We start from the raw sequence: 18,884 nt of genomic DNA on the forward strand, positions 1-18,884 counted from the left end.
CACGCACCGTGCCCGCGGGCAAGCGCCGGGAGTCCCGCCGATGAGCCCCGAGCTGCTGACCATCGCCGTCGCCCTGGGCGAGCCCCTGAGCGGGCTGGACCTGTCGGGCCGCCACTATGCGGGCAGCACGCTGGCCGGCGGCACCTTCTCCAAGGTGCGGTTGGCCGGCACCGACCTGCGCGATGCCGACCTGCGCGAAGCGGTGTTCGACGAATGCGATCTGCGCGGCGCGCTGCTGTCCGGCGCGCAGTTGCGGCGCGCGGTATTCAACCGCTGCGAGCTGGACCACGCCGACCTGCGCCGCGCCAACCTGCACGCCGCGACCTTCAACGAATGCGGCGCCGCGCATCTGCAATGCGGCGAGGCGTGGATGTCGATGGCGGTGTTCGCGAAGACCCGGCTGGACCACGCCAACCTGGCGCACTCCAACCTGGATGCGGCGCTGTTCAGCGGCTGCAGCCTGCTCGACGTCTGCGCCGACGCGGCCGACTGGCACCAAGCGACGGTCATGGAGTGCAACCTGACGCATCTGAGCTGGAGCGGCGCATCGCTGCGGCGCACGATCTTCGTCAAGACGGCGCTGGCCGGCCTGTCCTTCGCCGGGCTCACGCTCGAGTCCTGCCAGTTCGGCGCGGCCGATCTTCGCGGTGCGGACTTCTCCGGCAACACGCTGCCGCGCTGCAATTTCCAGGGCGCCCGTCTCGACGGCGCACGGTTCACCGGCGTGACTGCCCCGATGGCGCTGTTCTGCGAGGCGCAGGGCGAGAACGTGGATTTCTCCGGCGCGCGGCTGCGCCAGTCGCTGTTCACCGGCGCAGTCCTTCCGGGGAGCGACTTCACCGGCGCGGACCTCTGGCAGACACACTTCGCCGGCGCCGACCTGACGCGCGCGCGCATGCCGCGCGCCGAACTGAGCTATGCCGACCTCAGCCACGCCCGCCTGCCGGAGGCCGACCTGCGGGACGCCACGCTGTTTCGTACCTGCCTGCACGGCGCCCACACCGACAACGCGCAGATGAGCGACCGGGCGCGCGCGCTGGAGACCGACCCCGAGCGTGCGCAGGCCGAGCAATGGCGCGCGCCGGTCCTGTGACATCCCATCGGCAAGATTCCCAAGGAGCTTTCATGAACACCGTTGCATCGGTCCCTGCCCATCGAAATCGCCGCTCGGTTGCCGCGCGTGCGCAGGCGCCGTCGTCCCCCGCTTGCTGGAGCGCGCAGGTCGAGGCGTGCGACGGCGCGGCCCTGCGGGTCTGCGACGGCGAGCAGTCGTTCGAGGTGCGCCGTGCCGCCAGTTGCCTGCTGATGCCGGCGCCCGGCGACCAGGTGGCCTGCGTGCGAACCGGTCCGCAGGAGGTCTGGGTGCTCGCGGTGCTCCAGCGCGCGGCCGACACGCCGGCCGTGCTGCGCTGTGACGGCCCGCTGGAGATCGTCGCCACCACCTTGAGCCTGCGCAGCGAGCGGCTCGATGTGACCGCGGAGCACGCGGTGCTGAGCGTCGGCGTGGCCGAGCTCATCGGGCGACAGCTTCGCGCCGTGGCCACCACGGTGAAAGTCGTGGGCTCGGTCCTGACCAGCGTGATGGACCGGGTGACGCACTTCAGCCGTCACTACCAGCGCACGACGCAGGGCACGGACCGCGTGAGTGCGATCCACATCGAATGCGAGGCCGAGCAGTTGCTGCGCATGCAGGCCGAGCACGTGCTGGCCAACGGCAGCAAGCTGGTGAAGGCGCGCGGCGCGCAGATCCATTTCGGCTGAGGAGCGCATCGTGTTCGCCAACTGCCAGATGATGGGCACCGACATGGGTTTTCCGGACGTGTGCATGACGCCCGCCGCGCCTTCGCCCATCCCGGTGCCCTACCCCAACATCGCCATGGGTGCCACGGCGATTCCCAATTGCCCGACCATCCTGATCATGGCTGGGCCGGCCCACAACCTGGGAACGACCATTCCCATGACCAATGGCGACAACGCCGGCGTCCTGCTGGGCGTGGCGTCCGGCACCGTGATGGGGCCGAGCCGGCACCTGACGGGCGCCTTCACCGTGCTTTTCAACGGCATGCCGGCAACGCGCCTGAGCAGCTCGAGCCTGCAGAACAGCACCAACTGTCCCGGCGTGCGCACGGTGCCGAGCCAGACCAACGTGCTGCTGCTGGCGCCTTGAGGCGCAACCACCACGACAGGCCGCAAGACCTGGGGCAGAAAGAGTCAGGGAACGGAAAAGACGGACGGGGGCCTCGAGCCGAAACACATGGCCGATCACGAGTTCCGCATCGAAAGCGATTCGCCCGCCAACGGCGAGCTGATGTTCTGGCGCATCGTGGGCCATGAGGCGCTCGCGCGCGCGTCGAGCTACGAACTCACCGTGCTGTCCAAGAACCATGCGCTCGATGCCAAGGACATTCTCGGCCGGGCCTTCGACGTGGTCATCGAGTTCCAGGACAAGGACGGCGGCATGCACGAGCGCCACTGCCAGGGCCACGCCGTGCGCTTCGAGCGCACCGGCCACGTGGGGCGCCACTTCGAATACCGCATCGGCCTGCGCTCGTGGTTCTGGCTGCTCACCAAACGCACCAACTCGCGCATCCTGCAGGATAAGAAGGTGCTCGAGGTGCTCGACGCGGTGTTCGAGGACAGCCCGATCAAACGCTTCAAGAAGACCAGGGCGAGCAACGTGATCGGCGCCCACAATCCCCGGCGCTACTGCGTGCAGCACCAGGAAAGCGACTACCAGTTCCTGTCGCGATTGCTGGAAGACGAAGGCATCTACTACTGGTTCGACGCGCACGACGCGCCCGGCACCATGCACCTGTCGGACGCGAGCGACATCGCGCACGACAAGCTGCCCGTGGAGGGCACGCTGCGCCACATGGCCACCGACACCACCGAGGCGCGCCACAACGAGATCTCGCGCTGGGTGAGCGCGCGCCAGTTCGACACCGGCACCTACGCCTCGTGCGACAGCGACTTCAAGGCCATCAAGAAGAAGCTCGAGGCCGCGGGCGGCCAGCCCGACAAGCACGAGCTGGCCGAGTTCGAGGCCTTCGAGTTTGCCGGCGGCTACTTCACGGGCGGCGATGCGGACGACAAGGGCAAGCTGCGCGGCGAGGAGATCGTCGCGCGCCGCCAGCGCCACTGGGCGCTCACCACCTGGCCCGACGTGGCGGCGGGACGCAGCTTTACCTTCGAGGGCGACCCCGACGGCACGCGCGATGGCGACTACGTGATCGCGGCCTGCATCTTCGCGGCGAGCCACCCCGGCTACGAGAGCATTCCCCATGCCACGCCGAGGATGCCCATCGAGCAGGCGCTGCGCGAGGCGCTCGACGACGACGCCGTGAACGCCCAGGCGCGGTCCGCACTCGAGGCGCTGATCGCCGACGCGCCCGCGCTGCGCACTGACCTGCAGGGCACCAGCGCCTTTTTGATCACCGCGATTCCGGTCGACGTGCCGTTCCGCCCGCCACGCCTCACGCCGCGTGTCGTCATGCCCGGGCCGCAGTCGGCCATCGTGGTGGGGCCGGCCGGCGAAGAGATCCACGCCGACGACTTCGGCCGTGTGAAGGTGCACTTCCATTGGGACCGCTACGACAAGAGCGACGAAAAGTCCACCTGCTGGGTGCGCGTGTCGCAGCCCTGGGCCGGCAAGGGCTGGGGCGGGTACTTCATTCCGCGCATCGGGCAGGAGGTGATCGTCGACTTCCTGAACGGCGACCCCGACAGGCCGATCATCGTGGGCCGCGTCTACAACGACGACCAGCCGATACCGTTCGGCTCGCACACGCAGAGCGGCTTTCGCACGCGCTCCACGCCCAAGGGGAGCGCCTCCAACTGCAACGAGTTCCGCTTCGAAGACAAGAAGGGCTCGGAGCAGGTGTACCTGCATGCCGAGAAAAACCAGGACATCGAGGTCGAGAACGACGAGACCCATTGGGTGGGCCACGACCGCACCAAGACCATCGACCACGACGAGACCACGCACGTCAAGCACGACCGCACCGAGACGGTCGACAACAACGAGACCATCACCGTGCACGGCCAGCGCACCGAAACGGTGGACAAGGACGAGACCATCACGATCCACCAGAACCGCACGGAGACGGTGGATCTGAACGAGACCATCTCCATCGGGCAGAACCGCTCGATCACGGTGGGCGCGAGCGAGACGGCGACCGTGGCGCTGCAGCGCACACATTCGGTGGGAATCAACGAGACCATCACCGTGGGCGCGGCGCAGGAGATCACGGTGGGGGCGATGCAGGCGGTGACGGTGGGGGCGAGCCAGAGCATCAGTGTGGGCGTGAGTCAGTCCACGAGCGTGGGGAGCAACCGGTCGGTCACCGTGGGCTCCAAGCTCTCGACCCAGGTCGGCGCGGATGAATCGCGCAAGGTCGGTGGCGGCCGCTCGACGCAGGTGGCGAAGGACGAGGGCCTGAAGGTCGGCAAGAACCTGGTCATCGAGGCCGGCGACTCGATCCAGCTGACCACCGGTAGCGCAAGCATCACCATGAAGAAGGATGGAACGATCATGATCAAGGGCAAGGACATCCGGATCGAAGGATCGGGAAAGATCACCGTCAAGGCCAGCAGCGATGTGACGGTGAAGGGCTCGAAGGTGGGGATCAACTGATGCGGCGCGAACTCTTCCTGGAGATGGATCCGTTCGAGGCCGGTGCGGTCCAACCCTCCGCCGCCGCCACGCATGCGGCGCATGGCAGCGAAGGCAATGCGGGGCTGTTCGGCACTGCGGGCATGCCCAGTGCATGCCTTGGCCTGCTGCAGGGCTTCGATGCGCAAGGCCAGGCCCTGGTGCGTGACGCGGCCGACCTTCAGGCGCCTGCGGTGCCCGCCCGCACGACGGTGCCGCTGCACGCCGAGATGATCGGCGACACAGTCGTCGTTGTATTCGAAGGCGGCGACAGGCAGCGCCCGATCGTTCTGGGCGTGGTCCAGCGTGCAGGCGGTTCGCCCACAGCGACCGTGCGCAAGCCGGTGTCGGCGCTGGTCGACGACGAACGCGTCCTCATCAGCGCGGAGCGCGAGATCGTCCTGCAGTGCGGTCAGGCGAGCATCACGCTGACCCGCGCAGGCAGGGTCGTGATCAAGGGTGCGCACATCCTGAGCCACGCCAGGGGCTACAACAGGATCAAGGGCTCCGCGGTCGATATCAACTAGTCGAACACCATGTGGCAGATCGACAACCGCACGCCGTTCGCCGTCGGGCAGGGCTGGGTCCGCGATCGGGACGGTGCCGAAGTCTGGCTGGTGGCCGTCAAGGCCAGCTTCGACGTGATGCCCGACGGGGCGTTGGAGATCGCCCGGGAACAGTCGCCGCTGTTGCGTGCCGCGCAATACGTCGGCGAGCCCGGCAAGAGCAGCCTCCGCCACGAATCGGACATGGTGTTGACCAAGACCACGACGGACGTGCTGGTGGTCGGCCATGCGTTTGCGCCCGGGGGGCAGCCGGTGACGACGCTGGACGTCGGTTTTCGCGTGGGGTCGATGCAGAAGGTGCTGCGCGTCCTGGGGCCGCGCGAGTGGGGCGCCCTGGGGCCCACGAAGCCGGAGCCCTTCGTCAGCATGCCGCTGGTCTACGAGCGCGCGTGGGGCGGCGTCGACATCCACGCACCCGATCCCGGCGCGGCCTGGGACTGGCGCAATCCAGTGGGCTGCGGCTTTGCGGTCAGGGCGTCGAATCTTCATGGCCTGCCGCTGCCGAACATCGAGTGGCCCGACCGCCTGATCCGGTCGTGGGACGACCGGCCCGACCCGGCGGGTTTCGGCCCGATCTGCAGCCACTGGCAACCCCGCGCGTCGTACGCCGGCACCTACGACGACCACTGGATGGCAACGCGGCAACCTCTGCTTCCCGAAGACTTCGACGCGCGCTTCTTTCAGTGCGCACCGGTCGACCAGCAGGCGCGCGAATTCCTGGTTGGCGGCGAACAGGTCATGCTGCTGAATCTGACGCCGGCCAGCCAGATGCAGTTTCGGCTGCCTGCGCTGCAATTCGACATGCAGACCCGCTTTTCCGACGGAGAGCGGCGCGAACACGAGCCGCCTCGCCTGCACACCGTGCTGCTGGAGCCCGACTTTCCGCGCGTGTCGATGGTCTGGCACAGCGCGCTCGAATGCCACGCCAAGGTCTACCAACTGCAGGACACCCGCGTGACCTTGCGAAAGACCACCCAGGACGAGGAAGACGATGAACCCGTGGACAACCTCCTCGACCTGGTCTGAGCACGGCGAGGGGCCTGTGATTGCCGGGCTCGGCGCCGTGACGGCCGTGGGCCGTAGTGCCTGGGCCGCGGCGGCAGCCGTGCGAGCGGGCGTCTCCGGGTTCGGGCCGCATGGCTTCATGGTCGATGCAGCCGGCAAGCCGATGTGCGTGGCTGCGTTTCCGTGGCTCCCGACAGCGCAGGGCGTTGCCAGCCGTATCGGCGAAAGCCTGGTCGCGGCGATCCGCGATTCGTTGCTGCCGCTGCGGGCCGCGGCCGGAGCGGAGGAGATCCCGGCGTTCTCGCTGCTGGTCAACCTGCCGTCGGCCCGGCCGGGACTGCCCGACGATCTCTGCGACACCGTGCGCGAACACTTGGTGCGCGAGTTCCCGAACGGCGTCGATCGGATCGGCGTCGCGCCGCTGGGCCATGCGGGCGGCATGATGGCATTGCGCTCCGCATCGGAGTACCTGCGGGCGACGCCCGCAGCGGTATGCATCGTCGCCGGCGCTGACTCCTACCTCGACCCGGATGCGCTGGAGTGGATCGAAGACACGGACCAGCTCCACAGCGCGGGGGAGCAAAACAACCCGCAGGGATTCGTGCCCGGCGAAGGCGCGGGCGCCATGCTGCTGGTGTCGGCCGAGACGGCGCAGCGGATGGGCCTGCAGCCGCTCGGCCGCATCGAGGGCCAGGGACTCGGGCGCGAGGCCAACCTGATCCGCACGGACTCGGTCTGCATCGGCGAAGGACTGACGGCTGCCATGCGGGGTGCGATGGGAGGCCTGCCGCAAGATGAGCGGCTGACCGACGTGTACTGCGACCTGAACGGCGAACCGTACCGTGCCGACGAGTTCGCCTTTGCCGCACTGCGCACGCGGGAACGCTTCGTCGCCGCCTCGGATTTCGTCGCGCCGGCCGACTGCTGGGGCGATGTCGGCGCGGCCTCGGCTGTCCTGCTGGTCATGCTCGCCTGCATCGCGGGACTGAAGGGCTATGCCAACGGTCCGAATGCGCTGGTGTGGGCCAGTTCCGTCACCGGCGAGCGGGGCGCGGTGGTGATCCGTACGTCGGCGCTGCCGGCGGCCGAGGGGTACTAGTCGCCATGGCCACCGTCAAGGTCAACGGCACCATGAACGGCCTGGTTCACAAGGGCGGCTCCTGGGCGTCCCCCGCGACCATGCCCGACGTCTGCAAGACGCCTACGCCCGGCGGCCCCGTGCCGATGCCCTACCCCAACGTGTCGGATTCGAGCTCGCTCACCGGTGGCTCGACGACGGTGAAGGTCGACGGCGGCAACATGGCCGCCATCAAGGGGTCGAAGTTCGCGACGAGCATCGGTGACGAGCCCGGCACCGTCGGCGGCGTGAAGTCCAGCACTTTCAAGAAGGCGTCCACCTGGATCACGTATTCGTTCGACGTGAAGATCGACGGCAAGAACGCCTGCCGTTTCACCGACAAGAAGTTCCAGAACGACGAGAACACTGTCGATGCCGCAGGCACCGTTCCGCTGGTGGTGGTCGTCGATCTCGACGACGTGAAGATGAAGTGCGGCGAGCTCAACCAGTACGGCGAGCAGAAGAAGGTCTCGGGCAAGGGCAAGTCCGACCGCGACCACGTGCCCTCGAAGGCGGCGCTCAAGGCCAAGGCCGCCAAGCTGATGAAAGTGAACACGCCCGATCTTCCGGACTGCGTGGCCAAGAAGATCGATGCGGGCGCGCTGGCGATCGTCATTCCCAAGCGGGCGCACCAGGAATGCAGCGAAACCTATGGCCAGACGATGGCCGAGGCCGAGGCCGATGCCGATGACCTGAAGGGCGCCGCCGAACGCGACACCAAGACACTGGAGAAGGAGATCGAGAACTACGACCCGGCCTGCAAGGAGGCCTACAAAAAGGCGGCGCGCAAGGTGCGCAAGATCACCAACCGGCAGTACACGAACTGGATAAAGAAGATCATCGCGGGCTGCTGACCTATTTTTCGACGAGGACATTCCATGGACGCTTCCCAATTCGAACTCTGTCTCGGCAAGGCCGAGGACACGCCCGAGGTGACCACGATGCTGGCTGCGCTGGGGGTCACCAAAAAACTCAAGCTCGGGAGCGAGGGCTACGTGCGGCTGAAACTCGCCAGCCAGGGGCTGCTGCTGTCCTTCGTTCCCGAGGACCCCAAGAGCAGCAGGCTGGTGTTCTCCGGCGTGCAGTTCTACTCGGATGTGGAGGAGGGCTTCACCACTTTCGCGGGCGCCTTGCCGGGCGGGTTGACGTTCTCGGATTCGCCCGCGCAGGCGCGGGCCAAGCTGGGCAAACCCACGGAGATCATGAAGGATTTTCGTCTCGACCACTGGATCGCGGATGGCCGCCAGCTGACCGTGCGCTATACGAAGCCGCTCGACGGCATAGCCCATGTGCTTCGCGGATTTCCGAGGAAGGACCGCAAGTGACACCTGCGAGCGCAGTCACCGGAGACGACCTGCTGCGGTTGCTGGGCCGGGATGTGGACGACGCAGCCGTGCAGGCCTCGCTCGACCAACTCGCGCGCGGCATGCAGCCGGAAGTGGACGCGAACGACGACGGCGCCTTCGTCGATTGGGTGACAGTCAACGAGATCGGCCTGGAGTACGGATTCCAGGACGAAGCCTTCGTTCGCGCGTGGGACCCGGAGCGTCGCGGGCACACCCGGCTGATCCTGACGCAGCTTTACTTCTACGGCGATACGCCCAGGACGCGGCCCTTTCCTTGGCCGCTGCCGTTCGGCCTGGACTTCAGGGACGACCGGCTTGCAGTGCAGCGCAAGCTGGCGCAGATCGCGGGGCCCTGCAAGACCTACATCCGGGATGCATGGAAGCTGCCGGACTTCGACGTCACCGCGGCGTATCGGGCGGACACGAACCTGCTCGAATCGATCTACTGCCACATCCCCCACGACCCGTGGCTGCCGCTGCGCGACGAAGTGTCGCTGGCACAGGCGTTTCCGCCGAGCCTGTTCATCGGGCTCTTCGGACTGCGGTGGTCGGACGAGCGCCTGAGGACCATCCTGGCGCCGCTGGGCTATGTCGAAGCGATGGCAGGCGTGCGCAGCGAGCACATGGCGGATCTCTTGTCCACGCACGGGCTCGAACTGGCCTTTGCGCCGAGTCGCGAGTTGACGATGGGCGATCCGCGCTATCCCCGCTCGCCGGCTCTGGCTGTTGCCACCTTCCACGCGAGCCGGGACATGGACGCACGCGCATGGGCCGGCGAACTGCCGTGCAACCTTTCCTTTTCCGATGCGCAATCGGATCTCGTGGCGAAGGTGGGCGAGGCGCCGGACGAGCGCATCGACAGCGACCGCAGCGGCATCGTGGCGTGGCATCTGGCGGCGTATTCGCTCGTAGTTGTCTACAGCAACGTCGAGAATCGCATCCTGCGCGTGAGCGTCATGGCGCCGGGTTATTGGCATGTCGTCCACGCGGACGATGGCGAGTGACGCGATGCGAGGCCCCGTCATGTGGCTGACCTGCGCCGAACCCGTGATAGAGGTGGTCCAGCTCCATGTGGAGGAGGCGGCAATCCTGCGCGGCACGCGCAGCCGCATGGTCGCGGCTGCGCACATCGGACTGCACTTGCTGCGCCGGTTCGATGACCGGATCGCGGCGCACCTGGACGGCATCGCGGTGGCCGCGGGCTTCGGCGATCACTTCATCGAAGCCGCGCTGGAGGCGCCCGACGCCGGGCCGTGGTTCGTTGCGGCAACTGATGCGCTGGAGCGTGGCGATGCGGCCAGGCTGGACGAACTCCTGGCGCGTTGCCCGGACCATCGGCCGGCGATGTCGGGCGTGATCTCCGCATTCGGTTGGGTGTCGCCGAGAAAGCTGCGCGGCATGGCCATCGAGTTCTTCGGTTCAAGCGATCCCTTTCGGCGCGAAGTTGCGCTTGCGGCATGCAGCATGCATCGGGCCGATCCCGGTTCATGGCTCGACACCATCCTGGCGGAAGCGGCCGGCCCTGCTCACGTGCGGGCGGTCCGCGTCGCCGGGCTGCTGGGGCGCACGGACTTGCGGGAGCCATGCCTGCAGGCACTGCAGAGTGCGCAGGGCTGGGATCGGTTGCATGCGGCGCGATCAGCGCTGCTGCTGGGGGAGCGTCATCTGTCGCTGAAGGCGCTGACGGAGATCGCGCTTGCCGCTGGTCCTTGCCAGCGGCAGGCGACCGCGCTGCTGTTCAAGGCGCTGGACACGCAGCAAGGCCGGAGGGTGCTGCAGTCGTTGATGGACGACCCTTCCATGGTGCGGATCGTCATTCAGGCGATGGGCGTCCTGGGCGATCCGTACGATGTGCCCCAGCTGATTCGCTTGCTGGACGAGCCTGCCTGCGGCCGGTTGGCGGGGGAGGCCTTCAGCCTTCTTGCTGGGGTCGACTTGGTCGATGCGGGACTAGGCGGCGTCCAGCGGGTCGAGGCGCCGCAGGAGTTGCTGGGTGATGACGATGCGTCGGACGATTTCGATCTCGCAATGACTGAAGACGACGACCTGCCATGGCTCGACCCGGACAAGGTGGCGGCATGGTGGCAATCCAACAGCCACCGGTTTCCCGTCGGCCAGCGCTTCTTCATGGGCGAGTCTCCCAACGTCGGCAACTGCGAGCGCGTGCTGCGGAACGGGCTGCAGCGCCAACGCATCGCCGCGGCCGAGCACCTGGCGCTGCTGCAGCCTGGCACGCCGTTGTTTCCCACCAGTGCGCCGGCATGGCGGCAGCAACGGTGGCTCGCTGCGACGAACGCCTGAGCAGCATGGCCACCCCCTGCATCCTCGCCCTGTTTGCGTTGGCCTTCCTGCTGGCCGCCGTCCGGCGCTTGTGGCGCGGTGGTGCCGTGCGCGACCCCGCCACCCGCACTTGGCTCCTCATCGCCCTCATCTTCACCGCCGTCGCCGCCTGGCTGCAATGGCATACCTCTTAAGGCGAGATTGCCAACCCGCTCCACGGAATGAATACTCCTTCTGAGTTTTTTCGCCCGTGCATGCGCGGGCTGTGTTCGGGCGTAGAAGGGCATAGAGCCTCGGGGGCAGATTCATGATCCATATCGCTGTCATCACCCGGCAAGGCGCTCCGGCGGGGCAGCCCATCGCTGCCGATTTCGGGCCCAACGGGGGCACCATCGGACGCGCCGACACCAACACGCTGGTGCTCGACGATCCGGACCGCACGGTCTCGCGCGTGCACGCGCAGGTGCTGTGCCGCGACGGCCAGTACTTCGTCATCGACCGCGGCAGCAATCCGATGCAGTGCAACGGCGTGTCGCTGGGCTCGGGCAAGGAGGCCCCGCTCACCGACGGCGCGCGGCTGATCGTCGGCAGCTTCGAACTCAGCGTGCGCATGAGCGCGGCCGCGCCGCGGGCATTGACCATTCCCAACACCGTGACGTCGGCGCCGCTTGCAGCAGCCCCCGCGGCCAGCACCAGCGACGATCCCTTTGCCGACCTGCTTGCGGGGCTCGGATCGCCTGCGCCTGCCGCACCTGCCGCGGCCCGTGCGTCCGGTGCCAGGGCTGCCGCGCCGGCAAGCGCGGATCCGCTGCTCTTCCCCGACCCGATGGAAAGTGGCTCGCGCAACGCGCAGGCTGCGCAGGTCGATCCCTTCGCCAACCTGCTCGGGCCCACGCCGTCCTCCGCGCCGGCCGCAGGCCTCGGTGCGCTCGACGATTTCTCCGATCTCGGCGCACCGCCCGCGCACGGCAAGGCCGCCGGCATCGACGAGCTCTTCGGCGGCATGGGCGGTGGCGGCGGCATCGGCGGCGATCCGCTCGCGCTGTCGCCGCTGGCAGACCCGCTGCTGCAGCCGAACACGGCTTCTTCCGCCGATCCGCTGGCCGCATTGCAGAGCGCGGCGCCGCCCACGCCGACACCGCGCTCCGACCACCTGCCGATCGACCAGTTCGGCTTCACGCCGCCGAAGGCGATCACGCCAGAACCGGCCGCCGCGCCGGCGGAAGCGCTGCCGCGCTTCGACGACATCACCGGGCAGCCGATACGCATCAGCGGCCCGGAGGTCGCGAGCCGGCCGTTCGAGCCGCCACCACCGCCACCACCGCCGCCACCGCCGCCGCCACCCGTCCAGCGGGCGCCCGCCGCGGCGGCCCCGCGCACCGCTTCCGACGACGAGCTGCTCGCCGCCTTCCTGCGCGGCCTCGCCAGCACGCACCAGGCGCCCGAGATGCTCACGCCCGGCCTCATGGAGCGCATCGGCTCGATCCTGCGCAGCGCCACCGAAGGCACGCTGCAGCTCCTGCTCACGCGCCAGGAGTTCAAGCGCGAGGTGCGCGCCGAGGTCACGATGATTGCTTCGCAGGCCAACAACCCGCTCAAGTTCTCGCCGACCGTCGAGGTCGCGCTGGCCCACCTGCTGGGGCCGGGCGTGCGCGGCTTCATGCCGCCGGAGGCCGCGATGCGCGATGCCTTCAACGACCTGCGCGCGCACCAGTTCGGCGTGATGGTGGGCATGCGCGCGGCGCTGGCCCATGTCATTGCGCGCTTCGAGCCCGAAGAGCTCGAGAAGAAGATCAGCGCGAAATCGGCGCTCGACGCGCTCTTCAGCGCCAACCGCAAGGCCAAGCTCTGGGACCAGTTCGTCGCGCTCTACGGCGGCATCGCGAGCGAGGCGGAAGACGACTTCCACAACCTCTTCGGCAAGGCCTTCCTCGAAGCCTACGAAGAGCAGATGGCGCGCCTCAAGTCGGACACCTGAAGAACGCCCGCCCCTCAGGCACAAGTACAACAGCACCAGCAAACGCGAGGCACCCCGCTTGGAAATCGAAATCGTCACGCTGTCCCGGCAGGGCGGCCGCAACTACAACGAAGACGTCCACGGCCACTGGCACGACGAGCGCTACGTCGCCTGCCTGGTGGCCGACGGTGCGGGCGGCCATGGCGGCGGCGATGTGGCGGCGGCAACCACGCGCAGCAGCGTGCTGGGCGGCTTCTCGGCGGCGCCGGGGCTGGACGAATTCACCTTGCGCACGCTGGTCGAACAGGCCAACCGCGACGTGGTGGCGCGGCAGGCCGAAGGCGGCAAGCTTGCCGGCATGCGCTCCACGGTGGTCTTCGCGGCCATCGACCTGGAGAACCAGGCGCTCGCCTGGGTGCACAGCGGAGACAGCCGCGCCTACCTCTTTCGCGGCGGCGCCATCGTGGCGCGCACCACCGACCACAGCCTGGTGCAGCAGATGGTGGCCGGCGGAATGCTCGACGAGGAGGGTGCGCGCCTGCATCCGCAGCGCAACATGCTGCTCTCGGCGCTGGGCTCGATCGAGGAGGCACCCGACATCACGGTGTCCGACCGCATGCGCCTGATGCCCGGCGACGTGCTGCTCCTGTGCAGCGACGGCGTGTGGGAGCCGCTGGGCGACGAGTGCCTGGTCGACACGCTGCACGCCTCGCGCACGCCCAGCCAGTGGACCGAGCAGCTCGACACCCAGATCAAGGCGCGCGCCAAGCCCGGCCACGACAACTACACGGCGCTCACGCTGTGGGTGATTCCCGAGGAAGGGGACGATGCCACGCGCCTGCTGCCGGCGGCCGAGGAAGAGACGATGCCGGCGGCCATCGAGGCGAACGAGAAGCCGGCGGACTAGGGCCTGTCAACGAGCCCTGCGCAGCGCTGCCGGCGGTCCGCCGGCAGGCTCCCTCAGGGCTTCTTCGGCCGGTAGGCCTTGAGCTTGCCGCTCACCGTCACATCCACCGTGACCACCACGACGGCCGATGCCAGCTTGCCGTTGTCCTGGCGCTTCATCTGCTTGCTGGTGGTGGTCGAGGTGGAGCTGCTCTTCCAGCGGATCGTGCTGGCGCGCACGGGCTCCTTGTTGCCCTCGTGGTTCTGCTCCAGCACCGTGATGGCGCCGGTGCCCGGGTTCTTGGAGAGGACCGAGGTGTGGTGCGGATGGCCGACCGTCACGTAGGGGCTGTCGGTCCAGCCCGAGCCGTCGGCAAAGGTGACGTCGGTGGTGGTGGTCGTCGTCATCTCGTAGTCGCGGTACTGCAGGATGTCGCCGGGAAGCGCATCCTTGAGCGCGACTTCGTCGCCCCAGATGTAGTCGTCGTCGTCGCCCATCGGGCCGAAATCCGACGAGGTGCCGGCGCCGGCCTGGCTCAGGGCCGAGTTGGCCAGGTCCCAGCATTCGCCCGCGCCGATCTGCTTGCCCAGCTGTGCGCTGGCCCACTGAAGGACCTTGGCGTTGAGTGTGGCCATCGCGTGTCTCCGGCTGGAAGGTCAAGGGGCGGCCGCCTTGCATCGGGCGGCCGCGGCGCAAGGCGCCTCAGACCTTCTTGTTGGCCGCGATGTCCCAGCCGGTTTCCTTGGTGCCGTCGCCGGAACCATCGGCCTTCTGCGGCGTGTACTCGTACTTGAACTTCGAGAAGTTGAGCGTGATGGTCTCGGTCAGGCGGTCTTCGCCGCCGCTGCCGCCGGTGTGGACGTTGCTGACGATGATGTCTTCCATCGTGAGCTTGATGTACTCGAGCGGCGTGGCCCCCGCCTTGCGGACCACGAGCGTGCCCTTCTTGATGTGCTGGCCGTTGCAGCAATCGAGCAGCAGCAGGTGCGAGGAGGCGTCCACGTACTTGGTGACCGAGAGGTCCTGCACGCTCACCTTGCCTGCGCCAGAGCCGCCGCCGACGTGGCCGGTGCCGGACTGGCTCGCGCCCCAGCTCCAGGAGAGAACGTCGATTTCCTTCTTGTGCGAATCGTCCTTGGATTCACCGTCGACGCCCTCGAGCTTCAAAAACATGTCTGCAGCCATGATGCTTACCTTTCAGTTGTGTGCGAGTCAGAGATAAAAAGGGCTTCCGTGCGGTGCCTGATCGGCGGTGGTGCCCGGGAGCTATGGAGAGAACGAGCAATGGGCCTTGTTTTCAAAGGCCCACCGACGGCATATGCCGCCCGTTACTTGCCGCCCTTGGCCGAGGGCAGCTTCGACACCAGCCGCAGCGACACCGTGAGGCCTTCGAGCTGGTAGTGCGGGCGCAGGAAGAACTTGGAGGTGTAGTAGCCGGGGTTGCCCTCGACCTCTTCCACCACCACCTCGGCCGCGGCCAGGGGCTTCCTGGCCTTGGTCTCTTCGGAGGAGTTGACGGGGTCGCCGTCCACGTAGTTCATGATCCATTTGTTGAGCCAGCGCTGCATGTCGTCGCGCTCCTTGAAGCTGCCGACCTTGTCGCGCACGATGCACTTCAGGTAGTGCGCGAAGCGGTTGCAGGCAAAGAGGTACGGCAGGCGGGCTGCCAGGTTGGCGTTGGCCGTGGCGTCCGGGTCGTCGTACTCGGCCGGCTTGTGCAGCGACTGCGCACCGATGAAGGCCGCGAAGTCGGAGTTCTTGCGGTGGATCAGCGAGAGCAGGCCGGCCTTCGACAGTTCCGCCTCGCGCCGGTCGCTGATGGCGATCTCGGTCGGGCACTTCTGGTCCACGCCGCCGTCGTCGCTCGGGAAGGTGTGCAGCGGCAGGTTCTCCACCGCGCCGCCCGATTCGATGCCGCGGATGCGCGAACCCCAGCCGTAGAGCTTGTAGGAGCGGTTGATGTTGGTGGCCATCGCATAGGCTGCGTTGGCCCAGGCGTACTTGCTGTGGTCGGCGCCGGCGGTGTCTTCCTCGAAGTCGAATTCCTCCACCGGATTGGTATTGGCGCCGTAGGGTGTGCGCGCAAGGAAGCGCGGCATGCACAGGCCCAGGTACTTGGCGTCGTCGGAATCGCGCAGCGACCGCCAGCCGGCGTACTCGGGCGTGAGAAAGATCTTGGTCAGGTCGCGCGGGTTGGCGAGCTCCTGCCACGATTCCATCTGCATCAGGTTGGGGCTCGCGCCGGTGATGAAGGGCGCATGCGCCGAGGCCGCGATCTTGGACATCTCGCCGAGCAGCTCGATGTCGGGCGGGCTCTGGTCGAAGTGGTAGTCGCCCACCAGCGCGCCGAAGGGCTCGCCGCCGAACTGGCCGTATTCCTGTTCGTAGATCTTCTTGAACATCGGGCTCTGGTCCCAGGCCGCGCCCTTGAACTTCTTCAGGCTCTTGGCGAGGTCCGTCTTCGAGATGTCCATCACCCGGATCTTCAGGTGCTCGTCGGTCTCGGTGTTGTTCACCATGTAGTGCAGGCCGCGCCACGCACTCTCGAGCTTCTGGTAGTCGGGGTGGTGGATGATCTTGTTGACCTGGTCGGTCAGCTTGGCGTCGATCGCGGCGATCATCGACTGGATCGACTTGGTCACGTCCTTGCCGATGACGGTGCTGTTGCTCAGCGCCTGCTGCGCGAGCGTGAGCACCGCGGCTTCGACGGCGCTCTTGGCTTCGTCGCTGCGCGGCTTGAATTCCTTTTGCAGGAGCGACGAAAAATCGCTGCCCGCATAGGCGACATCCTTGAGTGCGCTCTGCTCGAGTGCTTCGGCCATGGTGGTTCTCCTCGGGGTCCGGTGTTTCAGGTGTTGGGGATCAGGCGGCCGGCTTGGCCGCTTCGTCGTCGGGCTTGGCGGTGGCCGCCAGCGACTGCAGCAGGGCCGGGTCTTCGAGCACCTTGGCCAGCAGTTCCTCGGCGCCGTTCTTGCCGTCCATGTAGGTCACGAGGTTCGACAGCTGGGTGCGCGCCTCGAGCAGCTTGTCGAGCGCGCCGACCTTCCTGGCCACGGCGGCGGGCGAGAAATCTTCCATGTTCTCGAAGGTGAGCTCGACCTTGAGTTCGCCTTCGCCCGTCAGCGAGTTCTCCACCGCGAAGGCGGCGCGCGGCTTCATGGCCTTCATGCGCGAGTCGAAGTTGTCCACGTCGAACTCGAGGAACTTGCGGTCGGCCACGGGCGCGAGCGGATCGGCCGGCTTGCCCGACAGATCGGCCAGCACGCCCATCACGAAGGGCAGCTGGATCTTCTTCTCGGCGCCGTAGAGTTCCACGTCGTATTCGATCTGCACGCGTGGCGCCCGGTTGCGGGCGATGAATTTCTGACTGCTCTTGGCCATGGCGATGCTCCTTGCGGGGGTAGATGGGGCGGTTCGATCAACAGGAAAAAAAAGGGGATGGAAAAAGGCGGCTACTCGGACGGGCGCTTGCCGGTCACGGTCTCGATCGTGTCCAGCGCGCCGGGTGCGAGGTTGGCCATGATTTCGAGAAAGCTCACGCCGATGAGCTTCTTGGCGCGCTCGATCAGGAGCGGCGCGGGGTTGCCGGGCTCGGTCTGTTCGAGAAAGCGGATCACGCGGTCCAGCATCTGCAGCGCGTCCTGCCGGCTCTGGATCTCGCCGCGCGCGGCAGCGGGCCGCGGTGCGCCGCCGGCCTGCGGGGAATCGCCTTGCGTGTCTTCGGCCGCGCCGGCTTCTTCGGGTGCACCGATGGCGGCGTTGCAGGCCTTCTGCAGCATGCGGCCGATGGTGCGCAGCGGGGAGAGGTCGATCGCGTCGGAGCGGCCGGTGCGCTCCACCAGCAGGGCCTGCAGCTTCTCGACCAGGCCGGGCACGCCGATGGCGGCCTGGATCAGCTCGGGCCGCTCGGCATGCAGCGCTTCGAGGCCGCCCTGGATCTGTGCCGGCGAGTAGGTCGCTTCGCCGCCCACCGCATTCAATGCGTTGTTGGCCACCGCGATGTCGCGCACGCGGATGGCGCCCACGCCGGGCGCCACGCCCACCTGCGCGTCGTACAGGTCGCGCAGGCCCATGGCCTCGTCGGTCAGCGGTGCGAGCGCGTTCAGGCGCATCGTCGGATCGTTGTCGTCCTCGGCATCGAGCTTTGGATGTATGCCGTCCCAGAACTTGTCGAGCAGGCCGATCAACAGCTGGAGCCCGGCCACGAAGCCGGCCACGCCCTGCAGCCGCGTGGAAGCGCGCAGGAGCAGAACCGCGGCGCGCACGTCCTTGCTGCGGCGCAGGATCGCGTCGGACTGCTCGGCCACCTCGCGCCACTCCGGCTCCACCGCGGCAATGACGGTGTCGCCGAACTGCTGCTCGGGCTTGCCCTGCGCTGCGGTGGTGAGCGCGGTGAAGGCCGCGTCGTACTCCAGATCGTCGCCGCACGGCGATGCCTCGCCGATGGGCGTGAGCAGGGCTTCGACAAGTTCGTTGGTCAGCATGTTGCCTGTTCGAGTTGGCTGGTGATAATCAAAGATGCGTCCGAACCGGTCAATGCAACGAAGGGAATAGCATGCGCACGCTGGGTACACACCATTCGTCCTATGGACGCTCTTTTGCTGCGGTCTCGCGGCGCCTTGCACTGGCCTGCGGCCTTGCATTGACCGGTGCCCTGATCGCAGGCTGCGCAAGCAAGCCCGTGGTCACGCCGGTGTCGATCACGCTCACGGCCGGTGCCGATGCCAACCCCGATGCGCGCGGCCGCGCATCGCCGCTCACGGTGCGCATCTATGCGCTGAAGTCGCCCGGCCCCTTCGAAGGGGCCGACTTCTTCTCGCTGTTCGAAAAGGACCAAGCCACGCTCGGCGCCGAGCTGGTGCAGCGCGAAGAGATGCTGCTGCGCCCGGGCGAAAGCAGGAAGCTCGACCTCACCCTGCCGGCCGATGCCAAGGCCATCGGCGTGATGGCCGCGTTCCGCGACCTCGACCGTGCGCGCTGGCGCGAAGTGCGCGCCGTGGAACCCGGCAAGCCGCAGACGCTCACCGTGACCTTCGGCGCCCGGCAGATCCGCATCGACAGCAAATAAGCCCCGCC

20 protein-coding genes are annotated in these 18,884 nt (G+C 67.6%); 15 read left to right on the forward strand and 5 right to left on the reverse strand.

Annotation, left to right across the window (positions count from 1 at the left end):
- The first annotated feature begins 40 nt into the window (after positions 1–40).
- From RZE77_RS02705 to RZE77_RS02770, 14 genes are all read left to right on the forward strand, one after another.
- Positions 41–1,093: a pentapeptide repeat-containing protein gene (locus RZE77_RS02705; protein WP_319440584.1), complete on the forward strand. Its 1,053-nt coding sequence runs from the start codon at positions 41–43 to the stop codon at positions 1,091–1,093.
- A gap of 32 nt (positions 1,094–1,125) precedes the next feature.
- Positions 1,126–1,761 (forward strand): DUF3540 domain-containing protein, encoded by a 636-nt coding sequence (locus RZE77_RS02710; RefSeq protein WP_319440585.1) that lies wholly within the window; start codon positions 1,126–1,128, stop codon positions 1,759–1,761.
- 10 nt (positions 1,762–1,771) lie between these two features.
- Complete coding sequence (locus RZE77_RS02715; RefSeq protein WP_047787593.1) at positions 1,772–2,167, forward strand: DUF4150 domain-containing protein; 396 nt, start codon at positions 1,772–1,774, stop codon at positions 2,165–2,167.
- A gap of 87 nt (positions 2,168–2,254) precedes the next feature.
- Entirely contained in the window at positions 2,255–4,633 is a 2,379-nt protein-coding gene (locus tag RZE77_RS02720; RefSeq protein ID WP_319440586.1) for a type VI secretion system Vgr family protein, read from the forward strand.
- Positions 4,633–5,178 (forward strand): DUF6484 domain-containing protein, encoded by a 546-nt coding sequence (locus RZE77_RS02725; protein ID WP_319440587.1) that lies wholly within the window; start codon positions 4,633–4,635, stop codon positions 5,176–5,178. The genes RZE77_RS02720 and RZE77_RS02725 overlap by 1 nt, the downstream gene beginning before the upstream one ends.
- Before the next feature lie 9 nt (positions 5,179–5,187).
- On the forward strand, positions 5,188–6,243 hold the full coding sequence (locus RZE77_RS02730; RefSeq protein ID WP_319440588.1) for a DUF2169 family type VI secretion system accessory protein: 1,056 nt from the start codon (positions 5,188–5,190) through the stop codon (positions 6,241–6,243).
- Positions 6,209–7,321: a beta-ketoacyl synthase N-terminal-like domain-containing protein gene (locus tag RZE77_RS02735; RefSeq protein WP_319440589.1), complete on the forward strand. Its 1,113-nt coding sequence runs from the start codon at positions 6,209–6,211 to the stop codon at positions 7,319–7,321. The genes RZE77_RS02730 and RZE77_RS02735 overlap by 35 nt, the downstream gene beginning before the upstream one ends.
- Positions 7,322–7,326: 5 nt before the next feature.
- Positions 7,327–8,193, forward strand: a complete 867-nt coding sequence (locus tag RZE77_RS02740) for a DUF4150 domain-containing protein (RefSeq protein ID WP_319440590.1) — start codon at positions 7,327–7,329, stop codon at positions 8,191–8,193.
- 24 nt (positions 8,194–8,217) lie between these two features.
- The gene (locus tag RZE77_RS02745) at positions 8,218–8,664 is read left to right on the forward strand and encodes a hypothetical protein (RefSeq protein WP_319440591.1); all 447 of its coding nucleotides are present in this window, start codon (positions 8,218–8,220) and stop codon (positions 8,662–8,664) included.
- Positions 8,661–9,689: a hypothetical protein gene (locus RZE77_RS02750; RefSeq protein ID WP_319440592.1), complete on the forward strand. Its 1,029-nt coding sequence runs from the start codon at positions 8,661–8,663 to the stop codon at positions 9,687–9,689. The genes RZE77_RS02745 and RZE77_RS02750 overlap by 4 nt, the downstream gene beginning before the upstream one ends.
- Before the next feature lie 19 nt (positions 9,690–9,708).
- Positions 9,709–10,986 carry a TIGR02270 family protein gene (locus RZE77_RS02755; RefSeq protein WP_319440593.1) on the forward strand — a complete coding sequence of 426 codons (1,278 nt, stop codon included), beginning with the start codon at positions 9,709–9,711 and terminating at the stop codon, positions 10,984–10,986.
- Between the two features lie 5 nt (positions 10,987–10,991).
- Entirely contained in the window at positions 10,992–11,159 is a 168-nt protein-coding gene (locus RZE77_RS02760) for a hypothetical protein (protein ID WP_319440594.1), read from the forward strand.
- Between the two features lie 113 nt (positions 11,160–11,272).
- The gene (gene tagH / locus RZE77_RS02765) at positions 11,273–12,943 is read left to right on the forward strand and encodes a type VI secretion system-associated FHA domain protein TagH (protein WP_319440595.1); all 1,671 of its coding nucleotides are present in this window, start codon (positions 11,273–11,275) and stop codon (positions 12,941–12,943) included.
- 58 nt (positions 12,944–13,001) lie between these two features.
- On the forward strand, positions 13,002–13,829 hold the full coding sequence (locus RZE77_RS02770; protein WP_319440596.1) for a PP2C family protein-serine/threonine phosphatase: 828 nt from the start codon (positions 13,002–13,004) through the stop codon (positions 13,827–13,829).
- A 53-nt stretch (positions 13,830–13,882) separates the two neighbouring features.
- On the opposite strand, the gene RZE77_RS02775 is transcribed toward RZE77_RS02770, so the two are convergent.
- The 5 genes from RZE77_RS02775 to tssA form a co-directional block, all read right to left on the reverse strand.
- Positions 13,883–14,443, reverse strand: coding sequence for a hypothetical protein (locus tag RZE77_RS02775; protein WP_319429181.1), 561 nt, complete (start codon positions 14,441–14,443; stop codon positions 13,883–13,885).
- A gap of 67 nt (positions 14,444–14,510) precedes the next feature.
- Positions 14,511–14,993: an Hcp family type VI secretion system effector gene (locus RZE77_RS02780; protein WP_319440597.1), complete on the reverse strand. Its 483-nt coding sequence runs from the start codon at positions 14,991–14,993 to the stop codon at positions 14,511–14,513.
- Between the two features lie 143 nt (positions 14,994–15,136).
- Positions 15,137–16,630 (reverse strand): type VI secretion system contractile sheath large subunit, encoded by a 1,494-nt coding sequence (gene tssC, locus RZE77_RS02785; protein ID WP_018904086.1) that lies wholly within the window; start codon positions 16,628–16,630, stop codon positions 15,137–15,139.
- 40 nt (positions 16,631–16,670) lie between these two features.
- Entirely contained in the window at positions 16,671–17,189 is a 519-nt protein-coding gene (gene tssB / locus RZE77_RS02790) for a type VI secretion system contractile sheath small subunit (RefSeq protein WP_012745713.1), read from the reverse strand.
- A 71-nt stretch (positions 17,190–17,260) separates the two neighbouring features.
- Positions 17,261–18,292: a type VI secretion system protein TssA gene (gene tssA, locus RZE77_RS02795; RefSeq protein ID WP_319440598.1), complete on the reverse strand. Its 1,032-nt coding sequence runs from the start codon at positions 18,290–18,292 to the stop codon at positions 17,261–17,263.
- A 71-nt stretch (positions 18,293–18,363) separates the two neighbouring features.
- Here tssA and tssJ point away from each other — a divergent pair, with 71 nt between their 5' ends.
- On the forward strand, positions 18,364–18,876 hold the full coding sequence (tssJ, locus tag RZE77_RS02800; RefSeq protein ID WP_319429189.1) for a type VI secretion system lipoprotein TssJ: 513 nt from the start codon (positions 18,364–18,366) through the stop codon (positions 18,874–18,876).
- Positions 18,877–18,884 lie beyond the last annotated feature (8 nt).

Source organism: Variovorax sp. SPNA7, assembly GCF_033807855.1.
Lineage (GTDB): Bacteria > Pseudomonadota > Gammaproteobacteria > Burkholderiales > Burkholderiaceae_C > Variovorax > Variovorax beijingensis.